The sequence below is a fragment of the Neglectibacter caecimuris genome (genome assembly GCF_034335015.1).
In the GTDB taxonomy this organism is placed as follows: Bacteria; Bacillota; Clostridia; order Oscillospirales; family Acutalibacteraceae; genus Acutalibacter; species Acutalibacter caecimuris_A.
This window is the reverse complement of the sequence record NZ_JAWXXK010000003.1, coordinates 604,593-628,364: the sequence shown is the minus strand read 5'-3', so window position 1 is coordinate 628,364 and position 23,772 is coordinate 604,593. Positions and strand designations below refer to the sequence as shown.

At 55.1% G+C, this 23,772-nt stretch carries 24 protein-coding genes; 10 read left to right on the top strand and 14 right to left on the bottom strand.

The features are described 5' to 3' along the window. Positions 1 to 7 precede the first annotated feature (7 nt). The 3 genes from U8T64_RS13885 to U8T64_RS05945 form a co-directional block, all read right to left on the bottom strand. Positions 8 to 1,354, bottom strand: coding sequence for an HIT family protein (locus tag U8T64_RS13885; RefSeq protein ID WP_367575401.1), 1,347 nt, complete (start codon positions 1,352 to 1,354; stop codon positions 8 to 10). 450 nt (positions 1,355 to 1,804) lie between these two features. Beyond that, positions 1,805 to 3,166 carry a PFL family protein gene (locus U8T64_RS05950; protein WP_322182049.1) on the bottom strand — a complete coding sequence of 454 codons (1,362 nt, stop codon included), beginning with the start codon at positions 3,164 to 3,166 and terminating at the stop codon, positions 1,805 to 1,807. Between the two features lie 504 nt (positions 3,167 to 3,670). Next, on the bottom strand, positions 3,671 to 3,952 hold the full coding sequence (locus tag U8T64_RS05945; protein WP_322181878.1) for an ACT domain-containing protein: 282 nt from the start codon (positions 3,950 to 3,952) through the stop codon (positions 3,671 to 3,673). 210 nt (positions 3,953 to 4,162) lie between these two features. Here U8T64_RS05945 and U8T64_RS05940 point away from each other — a divergent pair, with 210 nt between their 5' ends. From U8T64_RS05940 to ispE, 6 genes are read left to right on the top strand one after another with little or no spacing between them, the layout of a single operon-like run. Then, entirely contained in the window at positions 4,163 to 4,981 is an 819-nt protein-coding gene (locus tag U8T64_RS05940; protein ID WP_322181876.1) for a histidinol-phosphatase HisJ family protein, read from the top strand. Between the two features lie 57 nt (positions 4,982 to 5,038). After that, entirely contained in the window at positions 5,039 to 6,166 is a 1,128-nt protein-coding gene (gene aroB, locus U8T64_RS05935) for a 3-dehydroquinate synthase (RefSeq protein WP_322181874.1), read from the top strand. Between the two features lie 19 nt (positions 6,167 to 6,185). Further along, positions 6,186 to 6,680: an Lrp/AsnC family transcriptional regulator gene (locus U8T64_RS05930; RefSeq protein WP_322181872.1), complete on the top strand. Its 495-nt coding sequence runs from the start codon at positions 6,186 to 6,188 to the stop codon at positions 6,678 to 6,680. Beyond that, positions 6,676 to 7,842 carry a pyridoxal phosphate-dependent aminotransferase gene (locus U8T64_RS05925; protein WP_322182047.1) on the top strand — a complete coding sequence of 389 codons (1,167 nt, stop codon included), beginning with the start codon at positions 6,676 to 6,678 and terminating at the stop codon, positions 7,840 to 7,842. Before U8T64_RS05930 ends, U8T64_RS05925 begins: the two co-directional genes overlap by 5 nt. Next, positions 7,839 to 8,972 (top strand): DUF362 domain-containing protein, encoded by a 1,134-nt coding sequence (locus tag U8T64_RS05920; protein WP_322181870.1) that lies wholly within the window; start codon positions 7,839 to 7,841, stop codon positions 8,970 to 8,972. Before U8T64_RS05925 ends, U8T64_RS05920 begins: the two co-directional genes overlap by 4 nt. Positions 8,973 to 8,978: 6 nt before the next feature. Next, a complete protein-coding gene (gene ispE, locus U8T64_RS05915) occupies positions 8,979 to 9,839 on the top strand; it encodes a 4-(cytidine 5'-diphospho)-2-C-methyl-D-erythritol kinase (protein WP_322181868.1) in 861 nt (286 codons plus the stop codon). 353 nt (positions 9,840 to 10,192) lie between these two features. On the opposite strand, the gene U8T64_RS05910 is transcribed toward ispE, so the two are convergent. Genes U8T64_RS05910 through U8T64_RS05900 form a run of 3 tightly spaced genes read right to left on the bottom strand, consistent with a single transcriptional unit; the run spans position 10,193 to position 12,805 of the window. Then, positions 10,193 to 10,846 carry a hypothetical protein gene (locus U8T64_RS05910; RefSeq protein ID WP_322181867.1) on the bottom strand — a complete coding sequence of 218 codons (654 nt, stop codon included), beginning with the start codon at positions 10,844 to 10,846 and terminating at the stop codon, positions 10,193 to 10,195. Then, positions 10,794 to 12,074, bottom strand: coding sequence for an ABC transporter permease (locus U8T64_RS05905; protein ID WP_322181865.1), 1,281 nt, complete (start codon positions 12,072 to 12,074; stop codon positions 10,794 to 10,796). Before U8T64_RS05905 ends, U8T64_RS05910 begins: the two co-directional genes overlap by 53 nt. Beyond that, on the bottom strand, positions 12,056 to 12,805 hold the full coding sequence (locus U8T64_RS05900; RefSeq protein ID WP_322181863.1) for an ABC transporter ATP-binding protein: 750 nt from the start codon (positions 12,803 to 12,805) through the stop codon (positions 12,056 to 12,058). The genes U8T64_RS05905 and U8T64_RS05900 overlap by 19 nt, the downstream gene beginning before the upstream one ends. A gap of 409 nt (positions 12,806 to 13,214) precedes the next feature. On the opposite strand from U8T64_RS05900, the gene U8T64_RS05895 reads away from it, so the two are divergent. From U8T64_RS05895 to U8T64_RS05880, 4 genes are read left to right on the top strand one after another with little or no spacing between them, the layout of a single operon-like run. Then, entirely contained in the window at positions 13,215 to 14,129 is a 915-nt protein-coding gene (locus U8T64_RS05895) for a hypothetical protein (protein ID WP_322181861.1), read from the top strand. Between the two features lie 15 nt (positions 14,130 to 14,144). Next, positions 14,145 to 14,594: a hypothetical protein gene (locus U8T64_RS05890; protein WP_322181859.1), complete on the top strand. Its 450-nt coding sequence runs from the start codon at positions 14,145 to 14,147 to the stop codon at positions 14,592 to 14,594. Positions 14,595 to 14,602: 8 nt separating this feature from the next. Further along, the gene (locus U8T64_RS05885) at positions 14,603 to 15,049 is read left to right on the top strand and encodes a hypothetical protein (RefSeq protein ID WP_322181858.1); all 447 of its coding nucleotides are present in this window, start codon (positions 14,603 to 14,605) and stop codon (positions 15,047 to 15,049) included. 33 nt (positions 15,050 to 15,082) lie between these two features. Next, the gene (locus U8T64_RS05880; RefSeq protein WP_322181856.1) at positions 15,083 to 15,559 is read left to right on the top strand and encodes a hypothetical protein; all 477 of its coding nucleotides are present in this window, start codon (positions 15,083 to 15,085) and stop codon (positions 15,557 to 15,559) included. A 150-nt stretch (positions 15,560 to 15,709) separates the two neighbouring features. On the opposite strand, the gene U8T64_RS05875 is transcribed toward U8T64_RS05880, so the two are convergent. The 8 genes from U8T64_RS05875 to U8T64_RS05840 all read right to left on the bottom strand — a co-directional run bounded on the left by U8T64_RS05875 (position 15,710) and on the right by U8T64_RS05840 (position 23,760). Then, positions 15,710 to 16,912, bottom strand: coding sequence for a metallophosphoesterase (locus U8T64_RS05875; RefSeq protein ID WP_322181855.1), 1,203 nt, complete (start codon positions 16,910 to 16,912; stop codon positions 15,710 to 15,712). A 103-nt stretch (positions 16,913 to 17,015) separates the two neighbouring features. Next, positions 17,016 to 17,807: an RnfABCDGE type electron transport complex subunit B gene (locus tag U8T64_RS05870; RefSeq protein ID WP_322181853.1), complete on the bottom strand. Its 792-nt coding sequence runs from the start codon at positions 17,805 to 17,807 to the stop codon at positions 17,016 to 17,018. Between the two features lie 63 nt (positions 17,808 to 17,870). Then, positions 17,871 to 18,488, bottom strand: coding sequence for an electron transport complex protein RnfA (locus tag U8T64_RS05865; RefSeq protein ID WP_322181851.1), 618 nt, complete (start codon positions 18,486 to 18,488; stop codon positions 17,871 to 17,873). Then, positions 18,488 to 19,207, bottom strand: a complete 720-nt coding sequence (locus tag U8T64_RS05860; RefSeq protein ID WP_322181849.1) for an electron transport complex subunit RsxE — start codon at positions 19,205 to 19,207, stop codon at positions 18,488 to 18,490. The genes U8T64_RS05865 and U8T64_RS05860 overlap by 1 nt, the downstream gene beginning before the upstream one ends. Continuing rightward, positions 19,197 to 19,775: an RnfABCDGE type electron transport complex subunit G gene (locus U8T64_RS05855; RefSeq protein ID WP_322181848.1), complete on the bottom strand. Its 579-nt coding sequence runs from the start codon at positions 19,773 to 19,775 to the stop codon at positions 19,197 to 19,199. Before U8T64_RS05855 ends, U8T64_RS05860 begins: the two co-directional genes overlap by 11 nt. Further along, positions 19,765 to 20,736 carry an RnfABCDGE type electron transport complex subunit D gene (locus tag U8T64_RS05850; RefSeq protein ID WP_322181846.1) on the bottom strand — a complete coding sequence of 324 codons (972 nt, stop codon included), beginning with the start codon at positions 20,734 to 20,736 and terminating at the stop codon, positions 19,765 to 19,767. The genes U8T64_RS05855 and U8T64_RS05850 overlap by 11 nt, the downstream gene beginning before the upstream one ends. Beyond that, positions 20,729 to 22,081, bottom strand: a complete 1,353-nt coding sequence (gene rsxC / locus U8T64_RS05845) for an electron transport complex subunit RsxC (protein ID WP_322181845.1) — start codon at positions 22,079 to 22,081, stop codon at positions 20,729 to 20,731. The genes U8T64_RS05850 and rsxC overlap by 8 nt, the downstream gene beginning before the upstream one ends. Positions 22,082 to 22,974: 893 nt before the next feature. Then, a complete protein-coding gene (locus U8T64_RS05840; RefSeq protein ID WP_322181843.1) occupies positions 22,975 to 23,760 on the bottom strand; it encodes a hypothetical protein in 786 nt (261 codons plus the stop codon). Positions 23,761 to 23,772: the final 12 nt, after the last annotated feature.

Below are 23,772 nucleotides of genomic sequence, written 5' to 3'. Positions count from 1 at the left end.
CTCCTTTTTAGGGTGTGTTTTCTCCATTTTTCTCCCGCTCCGGGGGAAGCATGGTCAGCCGCTTTTGTACCTCCTCCGGCGGTGTTTCGGTTTTTCCCAGCTCCGGCCAGGCGGTGATCCCGTCCTGCTTTTTGCGGGGAATGATATGAAAATGCAGGTGGGGCACAGACTGCTCCGCGCTTTCCCCGCTGGCGTTCAACAGATTTACGCCCTCGTAGCCGCAGCTTTGCACATAATGCTCCGCAATGAGCTTTGCTGTCTCCATGAGATGAGAGCAGGTCTCCATGTCGCAGTCCATCAGGGTCTTTGCGTGCCGTTTGGGGATCACCAGGGTGTGGCCCTCCGCGTCTCCGGCAATATCCAGAAATGCCAGGGTGTATTCGTCCTCATAGATCTTCCGGCAGGGCGCTTTCCCCGCCGCGATCTGGCAGAAAATACAGTCCGGCTCCGAATCGGATTTTTCAGGCTCCGCTTCGGAAAGGGGAATGGGATCCAGCAGACCCGCGCCCTCCTCGCTGGGAGGAGGAAGCTCGTTTTCCTTCAGCCGGGGAATGAACTTGGGGGCAAATTTTCCCTTTCCTCGGCCCATGATATACAGCATGCCGATGAGGGAGAACAGTACCGCGCCGACGAAGTTCACCAGGAGATCCTTCATGGTATCGTGCAGTCCGATATCCAGATAGCCCGCCCAGGGCTCTCCGTTTATCACAACGCTTTCAATGGGAACGGTAACGGCGGCGTTTCTGCCCTCCGGGTTCAGCATTACGGAGGTGACAGCGGAAATCACGGTGTCCTTCTGCATATCCATGTGGAAGAAGCAGTCCATGCCGTATTCGAAAAATTCCCACAGCACGCCGATAGTCATGGAAAAGCAGAAGGCCACTACCGCCACAAAAGCGGGAGACAGCCGCACCTTGAATTTCCGGGAACGGTTCAGAATATCCACCATGGCAATGCCGATGGCGGCCATCAGGAAGCCGTTCAGGGTATGGAGCATGGTGTCCCAAAAGGGAAAAATCAAATAGTATTCCTGGATTTCCCCCAGAATCTCCGCCGAGAAGATGAACAGAAGAATGATCACCTCCAGCGTATTGGGAACATCGATGTGCAGCCGGCGCTCCACGAAGCTGGGAACGGTGAACAGCAGCAGGGTAAGGGCGCAGAGGAATACATCGTAATATTCCCGATTGAAGATCTGAAGCACCATCACGGCGATCACCAGCGCTCGCAGGACCACATAGGCCGCAAACAGCACCGGGTGTTCCTTGATTTCCTGCTTCATTTTCCTTTTGTTCTCCGCCGACCGAAGCTTTTTTTCCGCTTTTGTCAGCTTTTGCTTCTTTTCCTTTTTCATGGTTACTCTGATTTCCTTTTTGAATTCAAAAGTAAATAGGCTGGTAAATTGTAGTTTAGCGCTCTTAGGCTCCACTTGAGGCAAGGGGAGCTGTCACGGCGAAGCCGTGACTGAGGGGATTGAAACTGGCGGTTTTATCTCACTTTCTGCGTGTGACTATCCCTTCCACCGAGTTTCACCTGTCGGTTCGGTTGCTGTGCCCCAGTGGGGCACGTTCAGCAATGTCTGAAGCGACAGCCGAGTTCTCCACTGGAGACCTTCCCCCCACCGGGACGCGCTCACCCGTCCGGCGGTCCCCGCAGACTGCGAAGCAGTCTGTTTCCCCTCTATAAATAAGGGGAGGCAAAGGGCAGCTAAATCCCAATTTAGCGCTCTGCTTACGGTCGGGTCAAAAACTATTTTCCCGCACCAAGTACGGACACGAGTGGCCGCGGCGCCTCGCCGCCTAATTCAGTTTTTCAGGCTCTGCAGGGGCGCCGGGATCTTGCCGCCCCGGTGAATGAATTCCGCGGGGGAGGCGGGGTTTACCGCCATGATGGGCCCCCGGCCCAAAAGGCCGCCGAAATCCAGCTCGTCTCCGGCTTTCCTGCCCACGGCAGGGATCAACCGGACGGCGGTAGTTTTGGAGTTCACCATGCCGATGGCCATTTCGTCCGCGATGATGCCGGAAATGATCTCAGGGGAGGTGTCTCCGGGAATGGCGATCATATCAAGGCCCACGGAGCACACCGCCGTCATGGCCTCCAGCTTTGTCAGGGTAAGGCAGCCGCTGCGGGCAGCCTCAATCATGCCCGCGTCCTCGGTGACGGGGATAAACGCGCCGGAAAGCCCGCCCACGCTGGAGGAGGCCATGACGCCGCCCTTCTTTACCGCGTCGTTTAACAGAGCCAGGGCCGCCGTGGTGCCGTGAGCGCCGCACTGGGCAAGCCCCATGCCCTCTAGAATATAGGCCACGCTGTCGCCGATGGCGGGGGTGGGGGCCAGGGACAGATCCACAATGCCGAAGGGAACGCACAGCCGCCGGGAAGCCTCCTGGGCCACCAGCTGTCCCATACGGGTGATCTTAAAGGCCGTGCGCTTGATGAGCTCGGCGATCTCTGTCAGGCTGCGGCCCTCGCCGGATTTTGCGATGGCGGCCCGTACCACGCCGGGGCCGGAAACGCCTACGTTTATCACACAGTCCGGCTCACCGGGGCCGTGGAACGCGCCCGCCATAAAGGGATTGTCTTCCGGGGCGTTGCAGAACACCACCAGCTTGGCGGCGCCGATACATTCCCGGTCGGCAGTACGCTCAGCGGTTTCCTTGACGATGCGGCCCATTTTTTCCACAGCGTCCATATTGATCCCGGCCTTGGTGGAGCCCACGTTGACGGAGGAACAGACAAGCTCCGTTTCGGAAAGCGCCTGGGGAATGCTCTCCAAAAGGGCATAGTCCCCGGGGCCGAAGCCCTTTTGCACCAGGGCGGAATATCCGCCGATAAAGTTTACCCCCACCTCCCGGGCGGCTTTGTCCAGGGCCTTGGCGAAATGAATGGGGGAAGCGCCGGGGCAGACCCCGGAGATCATGGCGATGGGCGTTACGGAAATGCGCTTGTTGATGATGGGGATCCCATACTGGCGGCTGATGTCCTCCCCGGTGCTGACCAGGTGCTCCGCGTAACGGCAGATCTTATCGTAGACCTTTCGCACCGCCTTGTCGATCTCGGAATCCGCGCAGTCCAAAAGGGAAATTCCCATAGTGATGGTGCGCACGTCAAGATTTTCGTTGTCGATCATATTGATCGTTTCCAGAATTTCATTGGTATTCAAGATAAGACCACCTTTTTTAGATGCTGGATGCTAGATGCTGGGCGTTGGTGGCGCTGCTGTGCAGCGCAATGTAAAGAAAAGTAAATGATAGTTTAGTGCACACTCTTGGCTCCCCTGAAAGGGGAGCTGTCGCGGCGAAGCCGTGACTGAGGGGTTCTGGCTGGGAAGATGTAAAACGCAGATTTTATATGGCTTTTCAGTGAGCTGGAACCCCTCCGACGGTCTTGCGGCCGCCACCTCCCCTTTCAGGGGAGGCAAGGGTTACTGCTATTTGCCAGCCCTACAAACCTCAATTCATCAAATAAAAAAGACAAAAAGGAAAATTCCCATGAGTAGAATAAGTCGACGTTTTCCGGTTCCACGAAAGCGGAATCGTTCTCCTGCGGAGAACGAAGGAAAACTCCCAAGAACAGAATAAGTGGACGTTTTCCGGTTCCGCGAAAGCGGAATCGTTCTCCTGCGGAGAACGAAGGAAAACTCCCAAGAATCTAAAACGCCGAAGGCGTTTTAGATTTTGTGCATAGAATTAAAAATATCCTCATGCATCACGTGGATCTTCAGATTCAGGCTTTCCCCCAGGGCGTCGAATTGATCCGCCAGCTCCGCCACCTGGGCGGTGGCGCGGGTGATATCCACCAGCATGACCATGACGAACATATCCTGTAAAACGGACTGGGTGACTTCCAGCACGTTTACGCCGTGCTTTTCACACTGGGCGGCAACCTTTGCCAGAATTCCCACCATGTCTTTTCCAATCACTGTGATAACGGCCTTTGTGGTTTTTTCCATAAATGCTCCATCCTTTCCCGGAGCACGGCCCCGGAAGTATCTGATTATCTGCGAAAAGAAATCCGGTTTCCATTATAAGGCACCGGAAGATGGTTGTCAAAGAAATCCTGAAGCTTTCCCGTGAAATCGATTTTTTCCTTTTCTTTTGTCCCTGTTTATGCTATACTGAAATTCAATTTTAACTTTCCCATGGGAAGGGAGGCGGGGATCATGGAACATCGGTATGCAAGCGACTGCCACAACCATTCGGCCTGCTCGCCGGACGGGAAGGACACGGTGGAGCGCATGTGCCGGCAGGCCGCGGAGCTGGGGCTTTACGCCTATACCTTGACAGATCATTGTGAATGCCAGGAATATGAAAGCCGCTATAGGCCCAGGGTGCGAAAAGCCTGGGGGGAAATGGAGCGGGCACGGGACAGCTTTTCCGGAAAGTTTCGGTTTTACCGGGGCATCGAGCTGGGCCAGCCCAATCAGGATCTTCCGGCGGCGGAACAGGCACTTTCCCAGGGGGAATACGATTTTGTCATTGGCTCTATCCACAATATTCGGGGCTTTGAGGACTTCTTTTTTCTGGACTATACCAGGGAAGGGCCGGAGTTTATCGACCGGCTGCTTTCCGCCTACTGGCAGGAGCTTTTAGAGGTGATCCGCTGGGGCGGATTTGATTCCCTGGGCCATTTGACTTATCCGCTGCGGTATATTGTGGGGGATCACGGGATCCCGGTGGAGCTTACACAGCACCGGGAGCAGATCGACGGGGTCTTTCGGGCGCTGATCTGGGCTGAAAAAGCGCTGGAAGTGAACACCTCGGGTCTGCGGCAGAAAATAGGCCGTACCCTGCCGGATCTGCCCTTACTTGCCCGATATCATGAGCTGGGAGGCAGGCTTGTTACCCTGGGCTCCGACGCCCACCGGGCGGAGGATCTGGGAAAAGGCGTCGATGAGGGCATGGAGCTGCTGAAGCAGGCGGGCTTTAGGGAATTTGCCGTTTATGAAAAGCGGAAGCCCACTCTGCTGCCGCTGGAATAGCCAGACAGCGCGAATTTGAACCACGGTTTTGCCGTCTGGCTAAAGGAGGAAAAGCCAATGGGTGTTTTTCAGGTAGAGCTTAAAAGAGTGGTGGACGACAGCTACGAGATCGAGATCGGCTTCGGGCTGGAGGAAAAGCTGGTATCGGATCTGCGAAACGGGCTTTTGGGGGACAGAAAAAAGCTGGCCCTGATCACAGACAGCAACGTGAAGGGCTTATACGGAGAGCGGCTGTGGGAGATGCTGCTGGAGGCGGGCTTTCAGGCGGAGCTTTTTGTGTTTGAAGCCGGGGAACGGCAAAAAACCAGGGAAACAAAGGCCCGGCTGGAGGATGAGCTGCTGGCCGCCGGCTGCCGCCGGGACTGCGGGATCATCGCCGTCGGCGGCGGCGTGGTCACGGACCTGGCCGGCTTTTTGGCGGGCACCTTCGCCAGGGGAGTTCCCTTTGTGAATTACGCCACCACCCTGCTTTCGGCGGCGGACGCCTCCGTAGGCGGAAAAACGGCGGTGGATACGCCTTTGGCCACCAACCTGATCGGCCTTTTCAACCAGCCGAAAAAGGTATATCTCGATGTGAACGCCTGGAGGACCCTGCCCAAAAGGCAAATTTCCAGCGGCCTGGCGGAAACCATCAAGCACGCCTGTATTGCCAGCCTCGGCTTTTTTGAGTATCTGGAGGAGCATATGGAGAAGCTTCTTGCCTGCGGCCGGTCGGCCTGCGCCCATATTGCGGAGGAAAACTGCCGGATCAAATATCAGGTGGTCATGCGGGACGAGCGGGAAAGCGGGCTGCGGGAAGTGTTGAACCTGGGGCATACTGTGGGAAGAGCCATTGAAACGGTAAGCGGCTATGAGCTGCTTCACGGAGAGGCAGTTTCTATCGGCCTTGCGGCGGAAGCGGCGCTGGCGGAAAAAATGGGCTTTCTCACCGAGGAGGAGCGGCAAAGGCTGCTGGCCCTGCTGAAGCGGGCCGGGCTTCCCACCGGGATCCCCTCGAAGATCGACCGGGAGGCCCTGGTGCAAAAGCTTTACACCGATAAAAAGGTGCGAAACGGCAGGCTTCGGTTCGTACTGCAAAAGGGCTTGGGAGATGTGGTGGAATTTTCTCCCGGCGTATTTTCCACTCCCGTGGAGGAACAAACAGCGCGGGAGATCATAGCTTCACTCGACTACATAGCATTTTAGCGGAAAGGTGGAAGATCAAATGAAAACAGACCGTCTTTTAGAGCTTTTACGGGAGGACGCGCAGCTTACCCCCGCCCAGCTGGCCGTGATGCTGGGGGAAAAGGAGGAGGACGTAAGAAAAACCATTGCGGCGCTGGAAAAGGACGGCGTGATCCGGGGCTATCATGCTTTGGTGAACTGGGAAAGAACCGAGATCCACCGGGCCACGGCCCTGATCGAGCTGCGGGTCACCCCCCAGAAGGACACAGGCTTTGACGAGATCGCCGGAAAAGTGATGAATTTCCCGGAGGTGGAAAGCGTGTATCTCATGTCCGGCGGGTATGACCTGGCAGTGACAGTGACAGGGGAAACCATGTCCGATATCGCCATGTTCGTTTCCCGGCGGCTGGCCCCCATTGGCGGCGTGCTCTCCACCGCCACCCATTTTGTGCTGACGAAATACAAGGACGGCGGCGTGATCTTCCACAGCGATTACGAGGAAAGAGACGAGAGGGGGAGCAATCTTTGTGATTGATTTTGAGTCCCTCTTAAATCCCACCGCGAAAAGCATCAAGCCCTCCGGGATCCGAAGGTTCTTCGATATTGCCCATGAAATGGAGGACGTGATCTCCCTTTCCGTGGGCGAACCCGATTTTCACACCCCTTGGCATATTCGGGAGGCGGGCATTGAGTCTCTGGAAAAGGGGCGTACCCGCTATACCCCCAACCGGGGCTTTATCCGTCTGCGGGAAGCCATCAGCGGCTTTCTTTCCCGCCATTATCAGGTGCAGTACGCGCCGGAAAGCGAGGTGCTGGTAACGGTGGGCGGGTCGGAAGCCATTGACCTGTGTATCCGCAGCCTGATCTCCCCCGGCGAGGAGGTGCTGATCCCGGAGCCCAGCTTCGTCTGCTATGTGCCCATCACGCAAATGGCGGGCGGCGTTCCCGTGATCATTGAGACCAAGGCGGAAAATGAGTTTCGCTTGACCGAAGAGGAGCTGGAGGAAAAGATCACGGAAAAAACAAAGCTTCTGGTGCTGCCCTACCCCAACAACCCCACTGGCGCGGTGATGCGCCGGGAGGATCTGGAAGCGGTGGCCCGGGTGGTGGAGCGCCACAACCTTTTGGTGCTTTCCGATGAAATTTACGCTTCCCTTACCTATGGGAACGCCCCTCACGTTTCCTTCGCCTCCCTGCCGGGTATGCGGGAGCGCACGGTTCTGGTCAACGGCTTTTCCAAGTCCCATTCCATGACAGGCTGGCGCCTGGGCTATGCCGCCGGGCCCAAGGAGATCATCGGCGTAATGACAAAGCTGCATCAGTTTGCCATTATGAGCGCCCCCACCACCAGCCAGTATGCCGCCATTGAGGCCATGGAAAACGGGGACGAGGATATTGAATACATGCGGGGACAGTACGATATGCGCCGCAGGCTCATTTTGGACGGCTTACATCAAATGGGCCTCAGCTGCTTTGAACCGGAGGGGGCCTTTTATGTGTTTCCTTCCATTCAGTCTACCGGGCTCACCTCTCAGGAATTCTGTGAAAAGCTGATTTATTCCCACCATGTGGCGGTGATCCCCGGCGATGCTTTCGGTGCCTGCGGCGAGGGCTTTGTGCGCATTTCTTATTCCTATTCCATCAAGCACATTACGGAAGCGCTGGAACGTATGGAAGCGTTTCTGAAAGAGCTGTGAGAGAGCGGGTGGCGCTGGCCCGGTGCGAAACCTACCGGGCGGAGGAATTGGAGCCGCTGATCCACGGCATGTTTGAAACGCTGGGCATTTATGATGAGCTGAAGCCCGGTATGACGGCGGTGCTGAAGCCCAATCTTGTCATGCGCGCAAAGCCGGAGGAGGCGGTGGCCACCCACCCGGCTTTTGTGGCGGCGGTGGGGAAATGCGTGAAAAAGGCCGGGGCAGGGGTGCTCATTGCCGAAAGCCCCGGCGGGCCCTATGCCCCCGGGCTGATGAAGGCCCATTTTAAGGCCTGCGGCTATACGGAAATGGCGGAGCAAAACGGGTTTTCCCTGTATACCGATTGTAAAAGCAGAGAGGTCTCCCTGCCGGAGGGCTCCGTCTGCCGGCGGCTTTCCGTGGTGGAGCCCTTTTTGGACGCGGAGTACCTCATTGACCTGGCCAAGCTGAAAACTCATTCCATGGTAGGTTTTTCCGGGGCGGTCAAAAATCTGTTCGGCGTGGTGCCCGGCCTGCAAAAGCCGGAGCTGCACTGCCGGTTCCCGGAAAAAGAGGAATTTTCCCAAATGCTGGTGGATCTCTGCGGGCTGATTTCCCCTGACCTCGCGTTTCTCGATGGGATCTGGGCCATGGAGGGGGACGGGCCCACCGGCGGCTCCCGCCGGGAACTTGGGGCGGTGGCGGCCTCGAAAAATCCCTATGCGGCGGACGTGTGCGCCGCTTATTTAGCGGGCATCGAGCCCGCCTCCGTGCTAATGCTGCTCTATGGAAGCCAGCGGGGGTTTGGACCCATTTCCCTGGAGGAGCTGGAGCTTGTGGGGGACGACCCGGAGACCCTGCGGTTGGCGGACTTCAAGCAGGCAAGGGCTTCCAGCACGGACTTCATCGATAAGCTGCCGAAGCTGCTGCGTCCCCTGGCAAAAAAGCTTGCCACGCCTTATCCGAGGATCGATAAAAAGGGCTGTGTGGGCTGTGGAAAATGCGCGGAAAGCTGCCCTCAGCATACCATTGCGCTCAAAAACGGAAAAGCGGAGATCGACTATAAAAACTGCATTCATTGCTTCTGCTGCCACGAAATGTGCCCCCGGCATGTGATCGGCGTGCGAAGGCTGGGTGCGTTCAGGCTGTGAAAAGGTATGAAACTGAAAGCGTATGGAAAAATCAATCTGACCCTGGATATTACCGGAAAGCGGGAGGACGGCTTTCACCTGCTGGATACGGTGATGCAAAGTGTTTCCGTCTGGGACGAGGTGGAGTTGACCCCCGGCGGTAAGGGTGAAATTCGCCTGCGGTGCGACCGGGAATATCTTCCCACCGATACGAAAAACACAGCTTACCGGGCGGCTTCTCTCTTTTTTCGCCACTGCGGGCTCAAGCAGGAGGGCCTGACGATCTCCTTACGAAAGAACATTCCCACCCGGGCCGGTATGGGCGGCGGCAGCGCCGATGCGGCGGCGGTGCTTTTCGGGCTGAATCGGCTTTATGAAACAAAGCTGGAGCCTTCTGCTTTATTGGAGCTTGGGGCCGGGGTGGGGGCCGATGTGCCCTTCTGCATACAGGGGGGGACCTGCCGCTGTACAGGCACCGGAGAGCTTTTGGAGCCGGCTTCTCCCATGCCGGACTGCTTTCTGGTGATCTGTAAGCCCCCCGCCGGCATGAGCACGCCCCGGGCTTACGCGCTGTTAGACCAGTATCCCCTTTCCGGCGGCAGAGCTACCCCCAAAATGCTGCAAGCCCTGGAGGCGGGAGAGCTGCGGCAGATCGGCAGGGCGCTTTCCAACCGTTTTGACGAAACCATGAAGCTTTCCCAGGTACGAACAGTCAAAAAGCTCATGCTGTCCGCCGGGGCCCTGGGCGCGATGATGACAGGCAGCGGCTCCGCTGTTTACGGTATTTTTGATCAGGTGGAAAAAGCAAAAAGCTGCATGCGCCTTCTGGAGCGCAAGGGTGAAGTATTTCTTTCCAGACCCCGTCCCCGGGGCGTGGAGGAAGGGTAAAAAAGCTCCGCCGCAAAATGACACATTTTGCGGCGGAGCTTTTTAGATATTAGATACTGGATTCTAGATGCTGGACAGCGGTGGTACCGCTATGTTCAATGAGCAATGAGAAATTAGCAATGAGAAATGAAGGGCATGGCCGGGTGATAAATTATAGTTTAACACGCAGTTCCCACCTGTCATTCTGAGGAACGAAGTGACGAAGAATCTCGTCCTTAATTTTCCGGATAAAAGGGGAAAGGACGAGATCCTTCGCTTCGCTCAGGATGACAGGAGAGAGGTGAGCGAATAACCGGTAAATTCCAATTTAGCGAACTAAGTTCTTGCCCTTTATAATTGCTCATTCCTAATTCCTAATGTCCCTTTTTTCTCCGGCAGCGAAGAAGAACGGCGGCGGCAAGCAGGAAGATGCCGCCCAGCAGCAGGGCGGGACGAAGGCCGGGGAGATAGTCCTGCCCTCCCGGGGCGGTACAGAGAGCCTCCAGTCCCCATTCGCCCATGCGCTCCCGCCCGGTCATGGCGCAGAAGATAAAATACAGGACCGGGACCAGATAAGCGGCGGGCAGGTTTTCCCACAGGGCATAGCATGTGGCTCCCAGTCCGCCTAAAAACAGAGAAGCGCAAACGGCTTCGCACCACAGTCCGGAGGGGATCTCGCAATGAAGAAATCCCAGAACCAGCAGCGTTCCGGCGGGAAGGGCCAGCAGAAGAAGACAGGCGCAGGCCGCCCGCACGGTGAAAATCAGGGCAAGAGGGGTGCTTCGCATGCGGAGTACGTCCAGGGTATTCTGCTCCTGCTCCGGCAGAAACAGCGGTGTCAACAGCAGGATCCCGGTAAGGGGAAGGAAGATCAGGAAAAAGGACATGGTTTGGCCTTTCTCCCAATAGCAGGGCCACATCACAAGAAAAGCCCCGGTCAGCAGCAGAAGGGAAAGCAAAAGGTGGGGAGGCAGATTATTCCTCACACAGGTTTTTGCGATGGATAAAGCGCGTTTTGAAAGCGTCAAAGCCGAACCACCTGCCTTTCCGTTTTTGTTCCAAAACCAGGGCCGAAAGCCCCACAAGGGCCAGGGCTACGGCGGTATAAAGCAGTCTGTTGGTCAAAAGCTCTCCAAAATTCTGTTGAAAAGTGGAGGCCCCCATAATGTTATTGTGCCGGGGCATCAGAAGAAAATCTCCATAGCCGCCGCTCATTTGCCGTATGCCCCGGTTCAGGTCCAGAAACCAGAGGGCCAAAATCGCGGCAAGGCCCAAGGGCGTATCGGTAAGCTCTGTAATAACAAGGCCCAAGGAGCAGGAAAACAGCACGGTGGGCAGGATCCACCCCAGGGTGTATTTGCAGTAGGCCAGCGGGTCAATGGAAAGCCCGCTGTACAGCAGGGCGCTGCGAACGGTATCGATCCCCATTAGCAGGAGCACCGGGGCCATGGAGAGCAGCACCGCGGCGCCGTACCGGGTCAGGGTAAGCCTCAGGGAGGAGACCCGCCGGGTAAAGATCAGTTCCCGCATACGGGCCCGGCGGTCCCGCAGCCCCTCCGAAACCATAAGAAAGGCTGGAAGAAAAGCGCAGAAAATCGTCATGTAGTCGGAAAACAGCCTGGCGTGGGCCCCGGTATAGCGGTCGATCTCCCGTGCCTCCTCATATTCCCGCAGGGCCTCCTCATAGGTCTTTCCCCGGTAGGCGAAGGCGGAAAGGCGATCCTCCCGATAGTCGCTTCCCCCGCCCAGCAGATCGTCCGCCTGGTTCATCAGCTCCCGAAACCGGGCATAGGAAAGCCCCTCTGCGGGAGTAAGGCCGTGGTCGGACTCCTGCTGCTGGGCGCTCAAGGTGCCGTCCTCGTTCATGGTGACGGTCATGCCGCCCTGGGCGTCGGGGTCGTTTTCCATGGCCAGAACAGTTTCCTGATCCGTGCCGGAAAGCTGGGAAAGCAGCTCCGCCATTTTGCCCTGATCCTCCTCGCCCAGCCGAACGTTGCGAAGAAAGCCCCAGGGGTAGGTCACATAACGGTTGGAGGCAAATTCTGAAAGCAGGCTGTTCAGCGCCCCCGGCATCACAAGGGCCGGGTCGTCGGTGTGAACAAGGCCGTATTCTGTAAGTCCCGGCTGGGGCTCTGTGAGCTTTTTGTCCTCGTCCAAATACCCGCCAAGCTGGCTCTGGTAGAAGATCAGCAGGGTGAGAAACAGCAGCAGAAAGGGAATGGAACGGGCTCCCTTTTTCAGCTCCTTCCAAAACATGCCGAGCCCTCCTTTCCGCTGTGGATACAGGCAAGATACGCCCGCTCCATATTGGGTTCTCCGGTGGTTTCCAAAAGCTCGCTGACCGTGCCGGTATAGCGGAGCCTGCCGCCGTCCAGAATGGCCAGGTTTTCACAGGCCTCCTCAATATCGCTAACGATATGGGTGGAGAGCAGCACCGTTTTTTCCCGGGCAAGCTCCTGAAACAGCTGCCGGAACCGCACCCGCTCCTCCGGGTCCAGCCCGGCGGTGGGCTCGTCGGCAATGATGATCTGGGGGTCGTGGAGCAGTGCCTGGGCAATTCCCAGGCGGCGCTTCATACCGCCGGAAAGGGCTTTGATCTTTTTCCCGGCCTGCTCTGTCAGGTTCACCTGCTCCAAAAGCAGCTTGATCCGCCTGTGCCGCAGGGATTTTTCCATACCGGAAAGCACCCCCAGATAATCCAGGGCCTCAAAGACGGACATGGAAGGGTACAGGGAAAATTCCTGGGGCAAATAGCCTGTGATCTCCCGGATCTTTCCGGCCTGAGAAACGGAGATCCCGTTTACGGTGATCTCCCCGCTTTTGGGGGTAAGCAGCGTGCAAAGGGTTTTCATCAAAGTGGTTTTCCCCGCCCCGTTTCTCCCCAGCAGACCGAACATACCCTGGGGAATCGTAAAGCTCACGTCACAGAGCGCTTCCTTTTTTCCATAGCTCTGGTATAAATGGGAGATCACAATTTCCCGATCCATAAAAAAACACTTCCTTTTTCTGAGGTTTTCCCCAGAATACAGGAAGTGTTTCACATTTTTTTCAACCCGGATACAGAATCTAAGCCGCCGGGTGCGGGAGAAGTGTAAAAAGGGATTTCAGGTTTTGTGCGGCAGACAGGAAAAGTTCAGTTTGACAACATAGATAGATACAGTTTTATGCATAATTTTTGATAAAAATTCTTAAAATTTTATGATATTTTTATTGACTTTATATCTAACTTAAGATATACTTAAAAAAGGGAACTAAATTTTATATCATAAAAAAGAGTTGTCATCATGTTTGCAAAAAGAGTAAAGTCAATATGCAGCGCAGTCCTTATTCTGTCTGTTTTCCTTCTTTCTTTTTCTATGCCGGCCGGCGCGGCGGAAGAAACCAAATTTTCTGCTTTTGGAATGGTCGGATACAGAACAGATTGTCAGCGCGTCACGTGCCAGGAGCGCTGAAAGCAAAATCGTATATCCGGGCGTATTAGAGTACTATATTGATAATGGCGGATCTACTCTTTTGACCGAACAAGGGCAAACGGTGCTTCGGAAGGATCTGGCCAACACCTTTGAGGAAAGAAGAAGCCCGGAACATATCAACGAGGAAGTAAAAACCGCGCTGAAAGAAAGCTTGTCAGACGGAAAAAGGAGAATCGGAGCGATCAATACCCAGGGCGGCTATATGGACGACCCCTGCGCGTACGCAAAGAATGTATACGGCGGTACCTTTTGGGGCGTAAACTGGAAAAATACCTGGGAAAGCTATGCCCATTTCGCGATTATGACCGACTTTGCCAAAAACGAGCCGAACTGTTGCCCTACTGCTATTACCAACCTGATCAAAATGTACGGAGAAAAATATAATAAAACTACAATTAGAAATGCCACAGATAAAAGTGTTTACAGCAAGGTGATGGCGGCAAACGATGGGTATTATAATCCAACCGGGGTGATAGAAGAAACAGCTGGGGGTACAGGATTTTTTTGGGCTGGAAGATTTATTAAAGATTCTTTTAAACAATATGGGATAAATACGGTTGATACATTTGATGCAGGCCAACTAAATTATCAAAAAACAATCACTTTATTTGATTCTCCTAACAAATTGATGTTGATCGGTATACCATACAGCGAAACAAAACATCCATATGGAAGCCATGCCGTTATTGGATATGCCTACAACCGTGTCTGTAACAGTGCCGGAATTTACCGTGCCTTTATCAAAATTTCTGATGGCAGAAACGTAAATAGAAAGGGAAGATATGTTGAGATAGATTCCGTTGCTTTCGGCGGCAAATTTTGGGAAATCACATTTTAAACAGAGGCGATCACTGTGAAAAAGAAGCTCCTAATCATATCCCTTTTCGCTATTTTAGGCATCCTGCTGGCTTTCGGAGCTTACCGGATCGACATTCTGATAAACGGAGAAAGGCTTCCCATTAGCAATGAGATTCCACAAATGATAGAAGTTTTTCCACCAATAGGAAGCGAGAAATCCCATACAGTTCTGAAAATAGAAAGCGATGAAGAAGAGATTCGGGAGATTGTATCGTTGTTTCGCAAAATCAGATATAAAACCTGTGAGCAAAGCGGCCATGAAACAGATTCGTACGCGTTGTATTTCCGCTATGCTCACTATGGAATATCGCTCAGGCTGTTTCCTGACGCAGTAGCGATCTGGGGAGACGAGAATCTTCTTTATACCGTAACAGACGCAGAACTTTTGCAAAGAAAAGCAGAACAGCTGGATCAGCTTGTTTGGCCTGCGGACGTGGAGGGATAGAAAGCACAATGAAAAAGCGAATCCTGATAATCGGGCTTTTACTTATTACGTGCGCGCTGCTTGTTTTCGGAGCCTATCGGATCGATATTTTGCTAAACGGGGAAAGGCTTCCGATCAGCAATGAAATTCCAAAAAAGGTGGAATTCTCAAGATCGGACATAGAAAATCACGAGTACGCCATTTTGGAAATAGAAAATAATGAAGAAAAAATCCGGGAAATCATATCATTTCTGAAAAACATCAGATATGAGAATTGTGAACCCAGCGGACGCGACAGCGATCAGATCTATTCCATAAAGCTTCACTATGCGCACTATCTCGCTTTCCTTGTGGTGTTTCCTGATGGTATCAAGATATGGGGAGACGCAGACAACACGATACTTTACTATGCGAAAGACCCCGAAAAGCTGCAGGAAGAAGCCGCGCGGCTGGATCGGCTGATTCTCGGGGAATAAGTCTGCTTTGCGGTTACCGGAGGTGTACACGCCATGAAAAAACGATTCCTGATAAGCTGTGCTGTCCTTCTCGCGGGGGTTCTTCTCGTTGCCGCGCTTTTTGTGGGTGACAGGCTCCTGAATGGTGACAAGCTTGAGCTGAGAAGGGAGCTCCCCGTAGCAGTGAACTTCAGCTTTATGGAGTCTCAGGGAGATCTGCACGAATTCACGCTGGAGGAGGACCGGGAGATGATCGGGGAATTTATTTCCTACCTGAGGGAATTCCGGTACGACGACTATTTTGAAATGCCCTTTATTCTGGGCTGGTCAGGCGACAACTTCGGCCTGACCTACAGTGACGGCGAGTATTGGCATATTGCGCTGGTGGCCGAAAAGGGATTTCAGATACAGCGGGGAAGCGGAAAGGATATCCTGTACTACGCTAAGGACGACGAGGAATTCCGCTCCAAAAGCGAGTATTTTCTTGAGAAATTTTCCGAGGGCGAAAAGCGGGAGAATCAGGAAAACTGAAATGCTTTCCCGGAGGTGAAAAACGAAAAACCACGGCTTCAAAGTGGAAATAAAACGAAAAACCCGGGGACACCGGCCGCATATAAACGGCAAACGGTGTTCCCGGATTTTTTGAGAGGGGCTTTTCCTGGAAAATGGCATTGCCTGCCGCTAAAAATCAAAAGAAAATTCCCGGTGGTTTTGAAAGCCGTCCTCATAGATGCTGGTCAGATACTGTGCGGTAAAGCCGCCCTCTGTTTGCAGGGCCTGGTACAGGGTATCGTCCCACAGGTCTTGTGTTACATGGCCGCTAAAGTAGGCGGTGTTGATATCGGCGAAAAAGCGGCCCAGCTCCGGGTCTGCTTTTCCGTTTTCATCGGCGGTAAGCTGGGCGCAGTGCTGCCAGTGGTAATCGTAGGCGTAGTCTGAAAAGGGGGATTCTACAGGGATCGCGCGGTAATGGGCTGTTTTTCCTTCCAGGGAAAGCTCCCCGTATTGCAGGGGCCACATCAAAAGGGAAGAGGTGGCGATATCCCAAAGCCCCGCTTGGCTTTTGACCGTATGCTGAATGTGCATGTGGCCGCTGAGGTTGCAGAGCACGCCGTATTTCTCATACAGCTCCAGCAGCTTGGAGCCGTTGTGGATCGCATAGCCGAAATCGAAAAGATCGCTGTGAGCGATCAGGTTTTGGTGGCTTATCGCCACCACCCGGCTTCCCTGTCTTGCCGCCAGGATCAGCTGTTCCTCCGCCCACCGAAGGGTTTCCTCTTTTACGGCGCCGCCGCACCCCGGTGAATTTACATCTATCATCAGCGCGCGAAGCTGGGGCGTGATCTGAAACACATAGCTCAGAGAAGTTTCGTCCCGGCTGAGAGCGTCTTCAAAGCCGAAAGCGCTGTAGAGCTCCGAGAACTCCGCTGCGGTCACGCTGTCTACCAGGGTGTAGTGATCTCCCTGAAAGCTGGCGGCGTTTCGATTTTCCAGGTCGTGATTTCCTGGAATGGCCAGCACCGGGATCCCCGCCTCTTTGATTTTGGAAAGCTTTTCGATCAGCGCCTCATGGCTCTTTCGGGCGCCGTTAAAGGTCAGATCCCCGGAAAGGAGCAGGGCGTCCGGCGGGGTGGAGATCACCTGCTCCACAAAGGCGTCAGTGATCTCCTCGCAATGCTCCATTGCTTTGCCGTCCCCGTTTTCCAGAACTAAACGAAAGTATTCCCCATGGTCGGTAAGCTCTGGGGAAAGATAGTGGAGGTCTGTTGCCGTGACCAGCCTGGCAGTAACCGGAGGCAGAGGCTTTTTCCAAAACAGCAGAACGCAGACCCCCGCCGCTATGAGCAGCAGGAGACCCCCGAAAATACATAGCTTTTTCTTCATTTAAGAATCTCCTCACAAGCCTGCGTTGATATGGCGCAGTTTTTTCTTTTAGATACAATATGAGCCCGGTTCCTCACCAAAGGCAGTTCGGGCTCCGCATGCTTCAGATTTCCAGCATGGTGATGACGTTCCGGGGGCAGGCTTCGGCGCACTTGCCGCAGCCGGTGCATTTTTGGGGATCTACCCGGGCCAGGTTGTCCTGTACGGTAATGGCCCCGTCCTCGCAGGTTTTTTCGCATTTTTTGCAGCCGATGCAGCCGATTTTACACACCTGCATGGTATCCCTGCCCTTGTCGCAGTTGGAGCAGCGCACCACCGCCTGCCGCTTCAGGGGGACAAATTTGATCAGACCCTTTGGGCAGGCCTCCACGCATTTGGAACAGCCCCTGCATTTTTGGGGGTCGATCCTTGCCACGCCGTTGCACACGCTGACCGCGCCGTATTCGCAGGCCCGCACACAGTCTCCCATGCCCATGCAGCCGTACCGGCAGCTGGAGATCCCCCCGGCCAGGAAGGTGGAAGCGGAGCAGCTTTCAATGCCGTCATAGATCATTTTATCGGTGGTGTTGTCATAGCTGCCCATGCAGTGCACCAGGGCGGTTTTATATTCCACGGAAACATCGCCAGAGCCTAAAAGCTCCGCGCATTTTTGGGCTGTTTCCTCCCCGCCGGGCGAGCAGAGGCCGGGTTTTGCCTCTCCCTTGCTCATGGCGGCGGCATAACCGGAGCAGCCGGAAAAGCCGCAGGCGCCGCAGTTGGCTCCCGGTAATATTTCTTCCAGAGCCTCGGCGGTTTCATCCTTCGGTACCGCCAGAAGAATGGAGGCCACCGCCAGAACGACCCCGGCCAGCAGGCCGATGATCCCCACGATCAAAATGGGAGTGATAAAATTCATAGTTGTTTCTCCTTTTCTGAAAGGAAGTTGCCGGTCAGAACACAAGGGCCGATCGCCGGAAAGCTACAGCAGCCGATCGACCACGCCGCCGAATCCAAGGAAGGAAACGGCCACCAGAGAGGCCGCTACCAGGGTAATGGGCAGGCCCCGGAAGGTCTCCGGAATATCACACTCTTCCAGACGCTCCCGCACTCCGGCAAACAGCACCATCGCCACCAGGAAGCCCACGCCGGAGCCGAAGGCGTTTACCAAAGACTGCAAATAGCCGAAGGAGGGATCCGCCGCGCCCTTTTCCAGAACCAGCATGGTCACGCCCAGCACGGCGCAGTTGGTGGTGATCAGCGGAAGATAAATGCCCAGGGAATTGTAAAGCGGCGGCATGAATTTCCGCAGCACGGTTTCCAGCAGCTGCACCAGGGCGGCGATCACCAGAATAAATACCACGGTCTGTAAATAGCCCAGATCTCCCGGCACCAGAAGGTACGTGTAAAGCGGCCAGGTGACGGCGGTGGCGATCACCATGACCACCGTGACAGCGCAGCTCATGCCAAGGGCGGTGTCAAGCTTTTTGGAAACGCCCAAAAACGGGCAGATGCCCAAAAATTTATTGAGCACATAATTTTCGGTGAGAATGGCGGCCAGGAAAATAGCCACCAGGGTTTTGATGGTTTGTCCGTCCATTATTCAGCCGCCTCCCAGTTTTCCATATTTTTCGTACAAGTTTCCTTTTCCGTGAGCTTTGAGCAGGAGGCGGCCAGAGGGCAGCCTGCGCAGCCCACTCCCTCCGGAGCTTTTCCCTCTTTGGAAAGCTTTCCGGCCAGCGCCACCAGCATGCCAAACACAAAGAAGCCGCCGGGGGGCAGAAGAAAAATGATCACGGGCTCCATGAAATGGGAAAGAATGGGAATGCCAAATACTGTACCTGCGCCCAAAAGCTCCCGGATCGTCCCCATGCACAGCATGGCGGCGGTAAAGCCCACGCCCATGCCGAGGCCGTCCAGAATGGAGGGAAGCACCTTGTTTTTGCTGGCAAACATCTCCGCCCGGCCAAGAATGATACAGTTTACCACGATCAGGGGCAAAAACACGCCCAAGGCCGTGTCCAGCGCGGGGGAAAAGGCCTTGATAAAAAGCTGAACAATGGTGACGAAGCCCGCGATGATGGTGATAAAGGCGGGAATGCGAACCTTACCCGGGATCACGTTCCGCAAAAGGGAAATGGCGGCGTTGGAGCACACCAGCACAAAGGTGGTGGCGGCCCCCATGCCGATGGCGTTTCCGGCGGCGGTGGTCACCGCCAGAGTGGCGCAGCAGCCCAGCACCAGCCGAAGCACCGGATTTTCCCGGATAATTCCCTTGGTGAATTCCATTCGGAGAGAACCGCTTTTTTTAGTTGCCATCGTAGTCGCCTCCTCCGAATATGTTGTGGTAGGTATCCACCGCCTGATTGACGGCGTTCGTCACAGCCGTGCTGGTAATGGTGGCCCCGGTTATGGCCTCTATCTGTCCCTCCGCCGGGGTCTGGTATTTCACAAGCTGAAGGCAGGTATCCGGCACAGGCTGCCGGTACTGAGCCCGGAAGCTCTCTTTTTCGGCGTTGGCCCCAAGGCCGGGGGTCTCGCCGTGGCTTAAGATCATCACGCCGGTAATGGCGCCCTCCGCGCTGATGCCGGTCATCACGCGCACGTCGCCGCCATAGCCCTTGGCGGTGGTCTCAAACACATAGCCAACCGTTTCATTTCCGGATTTTCCGATATAATATTCGTCCGGGCTTCCGGCATTGGCGGCTTCAAAAGAATCCGCGCCCTGCAATACGACCTTTCTGGATTCCTCGGCCTTTTGCAGCTGCTGCTGCGCGATCTTATCCTTTGTCAGGAGGTTTGTTCCCATGAGAGCCGCCGATACCACAACGCAGATGATAAGCAGTACCGCCGTGGGGACGAAAACGCTTTTGAAATCAAGCTTCACTGGGGGAGCCCTCCTTTTTCTTTTGTTCCTTTTCCTTGCCGAAGGGCCTGGGCCTGCTGATCCGCTCGATCAGCGGGGTAAGGATATTCATCAGAACGATGGAGTAGGAAACGCCTTCGGGCAGGGATCCGAACTCCCGGATTACCATGGTAAGGGCCCCGCAGCCAACGGCAAAGATCAGGCGGCCCTTAAAATACAGGGGGCTGGTGGTGTAGTCCGTGGCCATAAAGAACGCGCCCAGCATCAGGCCGCCGGAAAGCAGATCGATCAGCGGGTTTCTGCCGAAGAGGGCGGAAAACGCCGCCGCGGTGGCAAGGTAGGTCACCGGGATCACCGGGCTGATGACTTTTCTGACGATCAGGTACAGCCCGCCCAGCAGAATGGCCAGGGCGCAGGTCTCGCCCAGGCAGCCGCCGTGGGTTCCCAGAAAAAGCTCCAAAACCGTCGGAGAGCCTTCGCCGCCGTTCTGCCAGAAGGAAACCAGAGGCGTGGCGGTGGTAACTGCGTCGGCATTGGCGGAATAATCAAAGGCTGCCGTCCAGTGGGTCATGCGGGCGGGGAAGGAATTCATCAAAATGATCCGGGCGGTCAAGGCGGGGTTTACAAAGTTCTGCCCAATGCCGCCGAACATCTGCTTTACCACCACAATGGCCACCACACTGCCGAATACGGCAATCAACGGGTTGATGGTCACGGGCAGATTCAGCGCCAGCAAAATACCGGTGACCACGCAGGAGAGGTCACTCACGGTCTGGGGGCGCTTCATAATGTGCCGGGACAGGTACTCGCTCAAAATGCAGGAGGCCACACAGGTGAGGATCACCGCCATGGCCCGAAGGCCGAAGATCACCACAGAGGCGATCATGGCGGGGGTAAGGGCAAGGATCACGTCCAGCATGATATTCTGGGTAGTGCGCTTTCCATGAAAATGGGGAGAGGAGGAAACGATCAGCTTATCCATGATTCTTTTGCCCCGCTTTCTTTACATAGTTTTTTCCCAGCCGGATGGCCTGTACCAGCCGCCTTCCGGCGGGACAGGCAAAGGCGCAGCTGCCACATTCCATGCAGGCCATCAGGTCCAATTCCCGCAGGGCCTCGATATCCTTCTTTTCCACAGCTTTTTCCAGCTTTGTGGGAACAAGCCCCATGGGGCAGGCCTCCACGCATTTGCCGCAGCGGATGCAGCTTGTGGGTTCCAAAGAGGCAGCCTCCTGGGCGGCGAAGGCCAGAATAGCGTTGTTCTGCTTTAAGATGGGGAGCTCATCGGAGGTAACGGCAATGCCCATCATGGGGCCGCCCATCAAGAGCTTTTTGGGCTCCGACCGGTAGCCTCCGCAAAATTCAATCACGTCCCGAATGGGGGTTCCCACGGGAACGATCACGTTTTTCGGCTCCTTGACCGCGGAGCCGTCAATGGTGACCCGCTTTTGGGTCAGGGGCATGCCGGTGCGCATGTAGCTTGCCAGGAAGGAAATGGAGGCGATATTCATCACCAGACACCCCGCATCGGCAGGCAGCTTTCCCATGGGGATCTGCCGCCCGGTGCAGGCCTGTACCAGAACCTTTTCCGCCCCCTGTGGGTATCGGCTGCGCAGAGGAAACACCCGCACCTCGTCGAGAGGATCCATTTCCTGATTGTCCGCGATCTCCCGCAGCTTTTCAATGACATCGGGCTTGTTATCCTCTACGGCGACAAACACCCGGTGCACATCTAAAATATCCTTTACCTTGTAAATGCCGTCCAGCACATTTTTCCCGTTTTCCAGGGCTTCCCGGTGGTCGGCGGTTACATAGGGCTCGCACTCCGCCGCATTTACGATCAGGGTATCGATGGTTTTCTCCTTCGGCACATTTAATTTTACGTGGGCGGGAAAGCCCGCGCCGCCCAACCCCACCAGCCCAGCGGAGCGCGCCGCCTGAGCCAGCTCTTCCCGGTCCCGAATGGCGGCAGGCGGGTAAATATTGGGATCCCGCTCCATTTTTCCATCGGAGTCGATCACCACGGCGGCGGTCATCTGCCCGCCGGTGAGCATCACGCTGGTGATCTCCGCCACCGTGCCGGAAACAGAGGCGTGAATGGGGGCGGACACGTAGGCGTCGCTGTCGCCGACCACCTGCCCCAAATAGACATGGTCGCCCTTTTGCACCATGGGGGTGCAGGGCGCGCCGATATGCTGTTGCATGGGCAGGATCACCCTGCTGGGGGGAGGCAGTACGGCGGAAGGAAGCTCCCAGGTGTTTTTGCAATGAGAAACCGCCGCTCCGCCATGAGTGCGGAAGGGGTGTTTCGGAAATACCAGTGCCATAAGCGTGAAACCGCCTTTCTGTATGCGGCTTTCGCAATTTGTCGAAAGCCGCCGCATATTTTCTTATTTTACTAGGAAATCGTTGTTCTTGCAACAGGGATTTTTTTGTAATGCATTTTCCTCTCCAAATCAAAGGACTTTTTAAGTGTTTGGCGCGGCAAAACGCAATGGAAAATTAGAAATGAGGAATGAGCAATTAGCAATGAAGGGTAAGGCGGAGAGATAAATTATAGTTTAACGCCCGTAGGCTCCCCTTGCGCGAGTAAGGGGAGCTGTCAGCCGAAGGCTGACTGAGGGGATCAAAACTAGCGGTTCTATGCCGCTTTCTGCGGGTAACGATCCCTTCCACCGCCTGTCGGCGATCCCCGCAGACTGCGAAGCAGTCTGTTTTCCCTCTATAAATAAGGGGAGGCAAAGGGGAGCTAAATTATAGTTTAGTACATAGTTCCCTCTACTGTCATTCTGAGCCGCAGGCGAAGAATCTCGCCCTTAATTCTTGGTAAAAGGTTAAGGACGAGATCCTTCGCCACCTTCGGGGGCTCAGGATGACAACTTGAGAGCCCTTTTCTCTTTTCTAACAACTAACTACTCACGGCTAACAACTAACACACTAAATTCCAATTTATTTGCTTACCAATGGTCGGGTCAGTGATTAACTTCCCGCACCAAGCAGCTTCACAAGTGGCCGCGGTGCCTCACCTCTAAATTCCAATTTACAAGCGTTGATTACAACGCTTGTGTCCTTGACCTTTCTAATTGCTCATTCCTCACTGCTCATTTCATATTCCCTTCTCTTAACATTATGAAGCCGCAGAGTCTTCCATGAAACAGAAAACCCCCGTGGAAGCCGCATACTGCGGCGATCCACGGGGGTTTCTGTACATTTGTACTTTTTACTTTTTCAACTCCGCCCGGCGCATGAGCAGCCAGGTGAAGAGGCTGAACACGCCGAAGAGGATCAGGCAGCTTACCCCGGCGTTCCAGGGGGCGCCGAAGGCCAGGTGGAAGAAGCTGAACAGCGCTTTTCCCAGCACCGGCCAAAGGGGCCACTGGGGGTAATGGTCGTACAGCTCAAAAACGCCCGGCAGCCCTACAAGGAGCAGGAGAGCGCTGCCAATGCCGATCAGAAGCTTTCCCAGCTTGTTCAGGCGGTAGAACAGCGTGCTGATAAAATATCCCAGTGCCCCAAAGGCCAGAAGCAGGCAAAAGCTGAAGGGCACCGCCGCAAAAGCGACCAGTACCGGGGATAGGCCGGAAAGGGCGGAAGAGAATACGGTTTCCAGCAGGGAAAACGATTCCGTTTGAACGCCGGGCAGCAGGCCCGCCAGCCGTAAAAGCAGGGTAGAGGCCTCGTCGATCATTGCCATAATCAGGCAAAGCGCAGCGGAGGCGCACAGCCTGCCGAAGAAAAGGTTCCGGCGGGAAACGCCGTTTTGCAGGGCCATGGAAAAGCTTTCCCGGAAGGAGCAAATACCGGCAACCAGGAGAAAGATGCAGGAAATGGCCGAGATCCCGCTGGAGCTGGTGATCACCAGCCCGCCGTTTCCGGCGCTGACCAGTGTAAGGGGGATCGATACGAGATAAGCAAGAACCTGCATGCCCACCAAAATGAGATAATAGACCAGCAGATCCTTTTTATGGGAAAAAAGCTGATATCGGAAAGAAGAATAAATTTGCATAAAGAGGCCCTC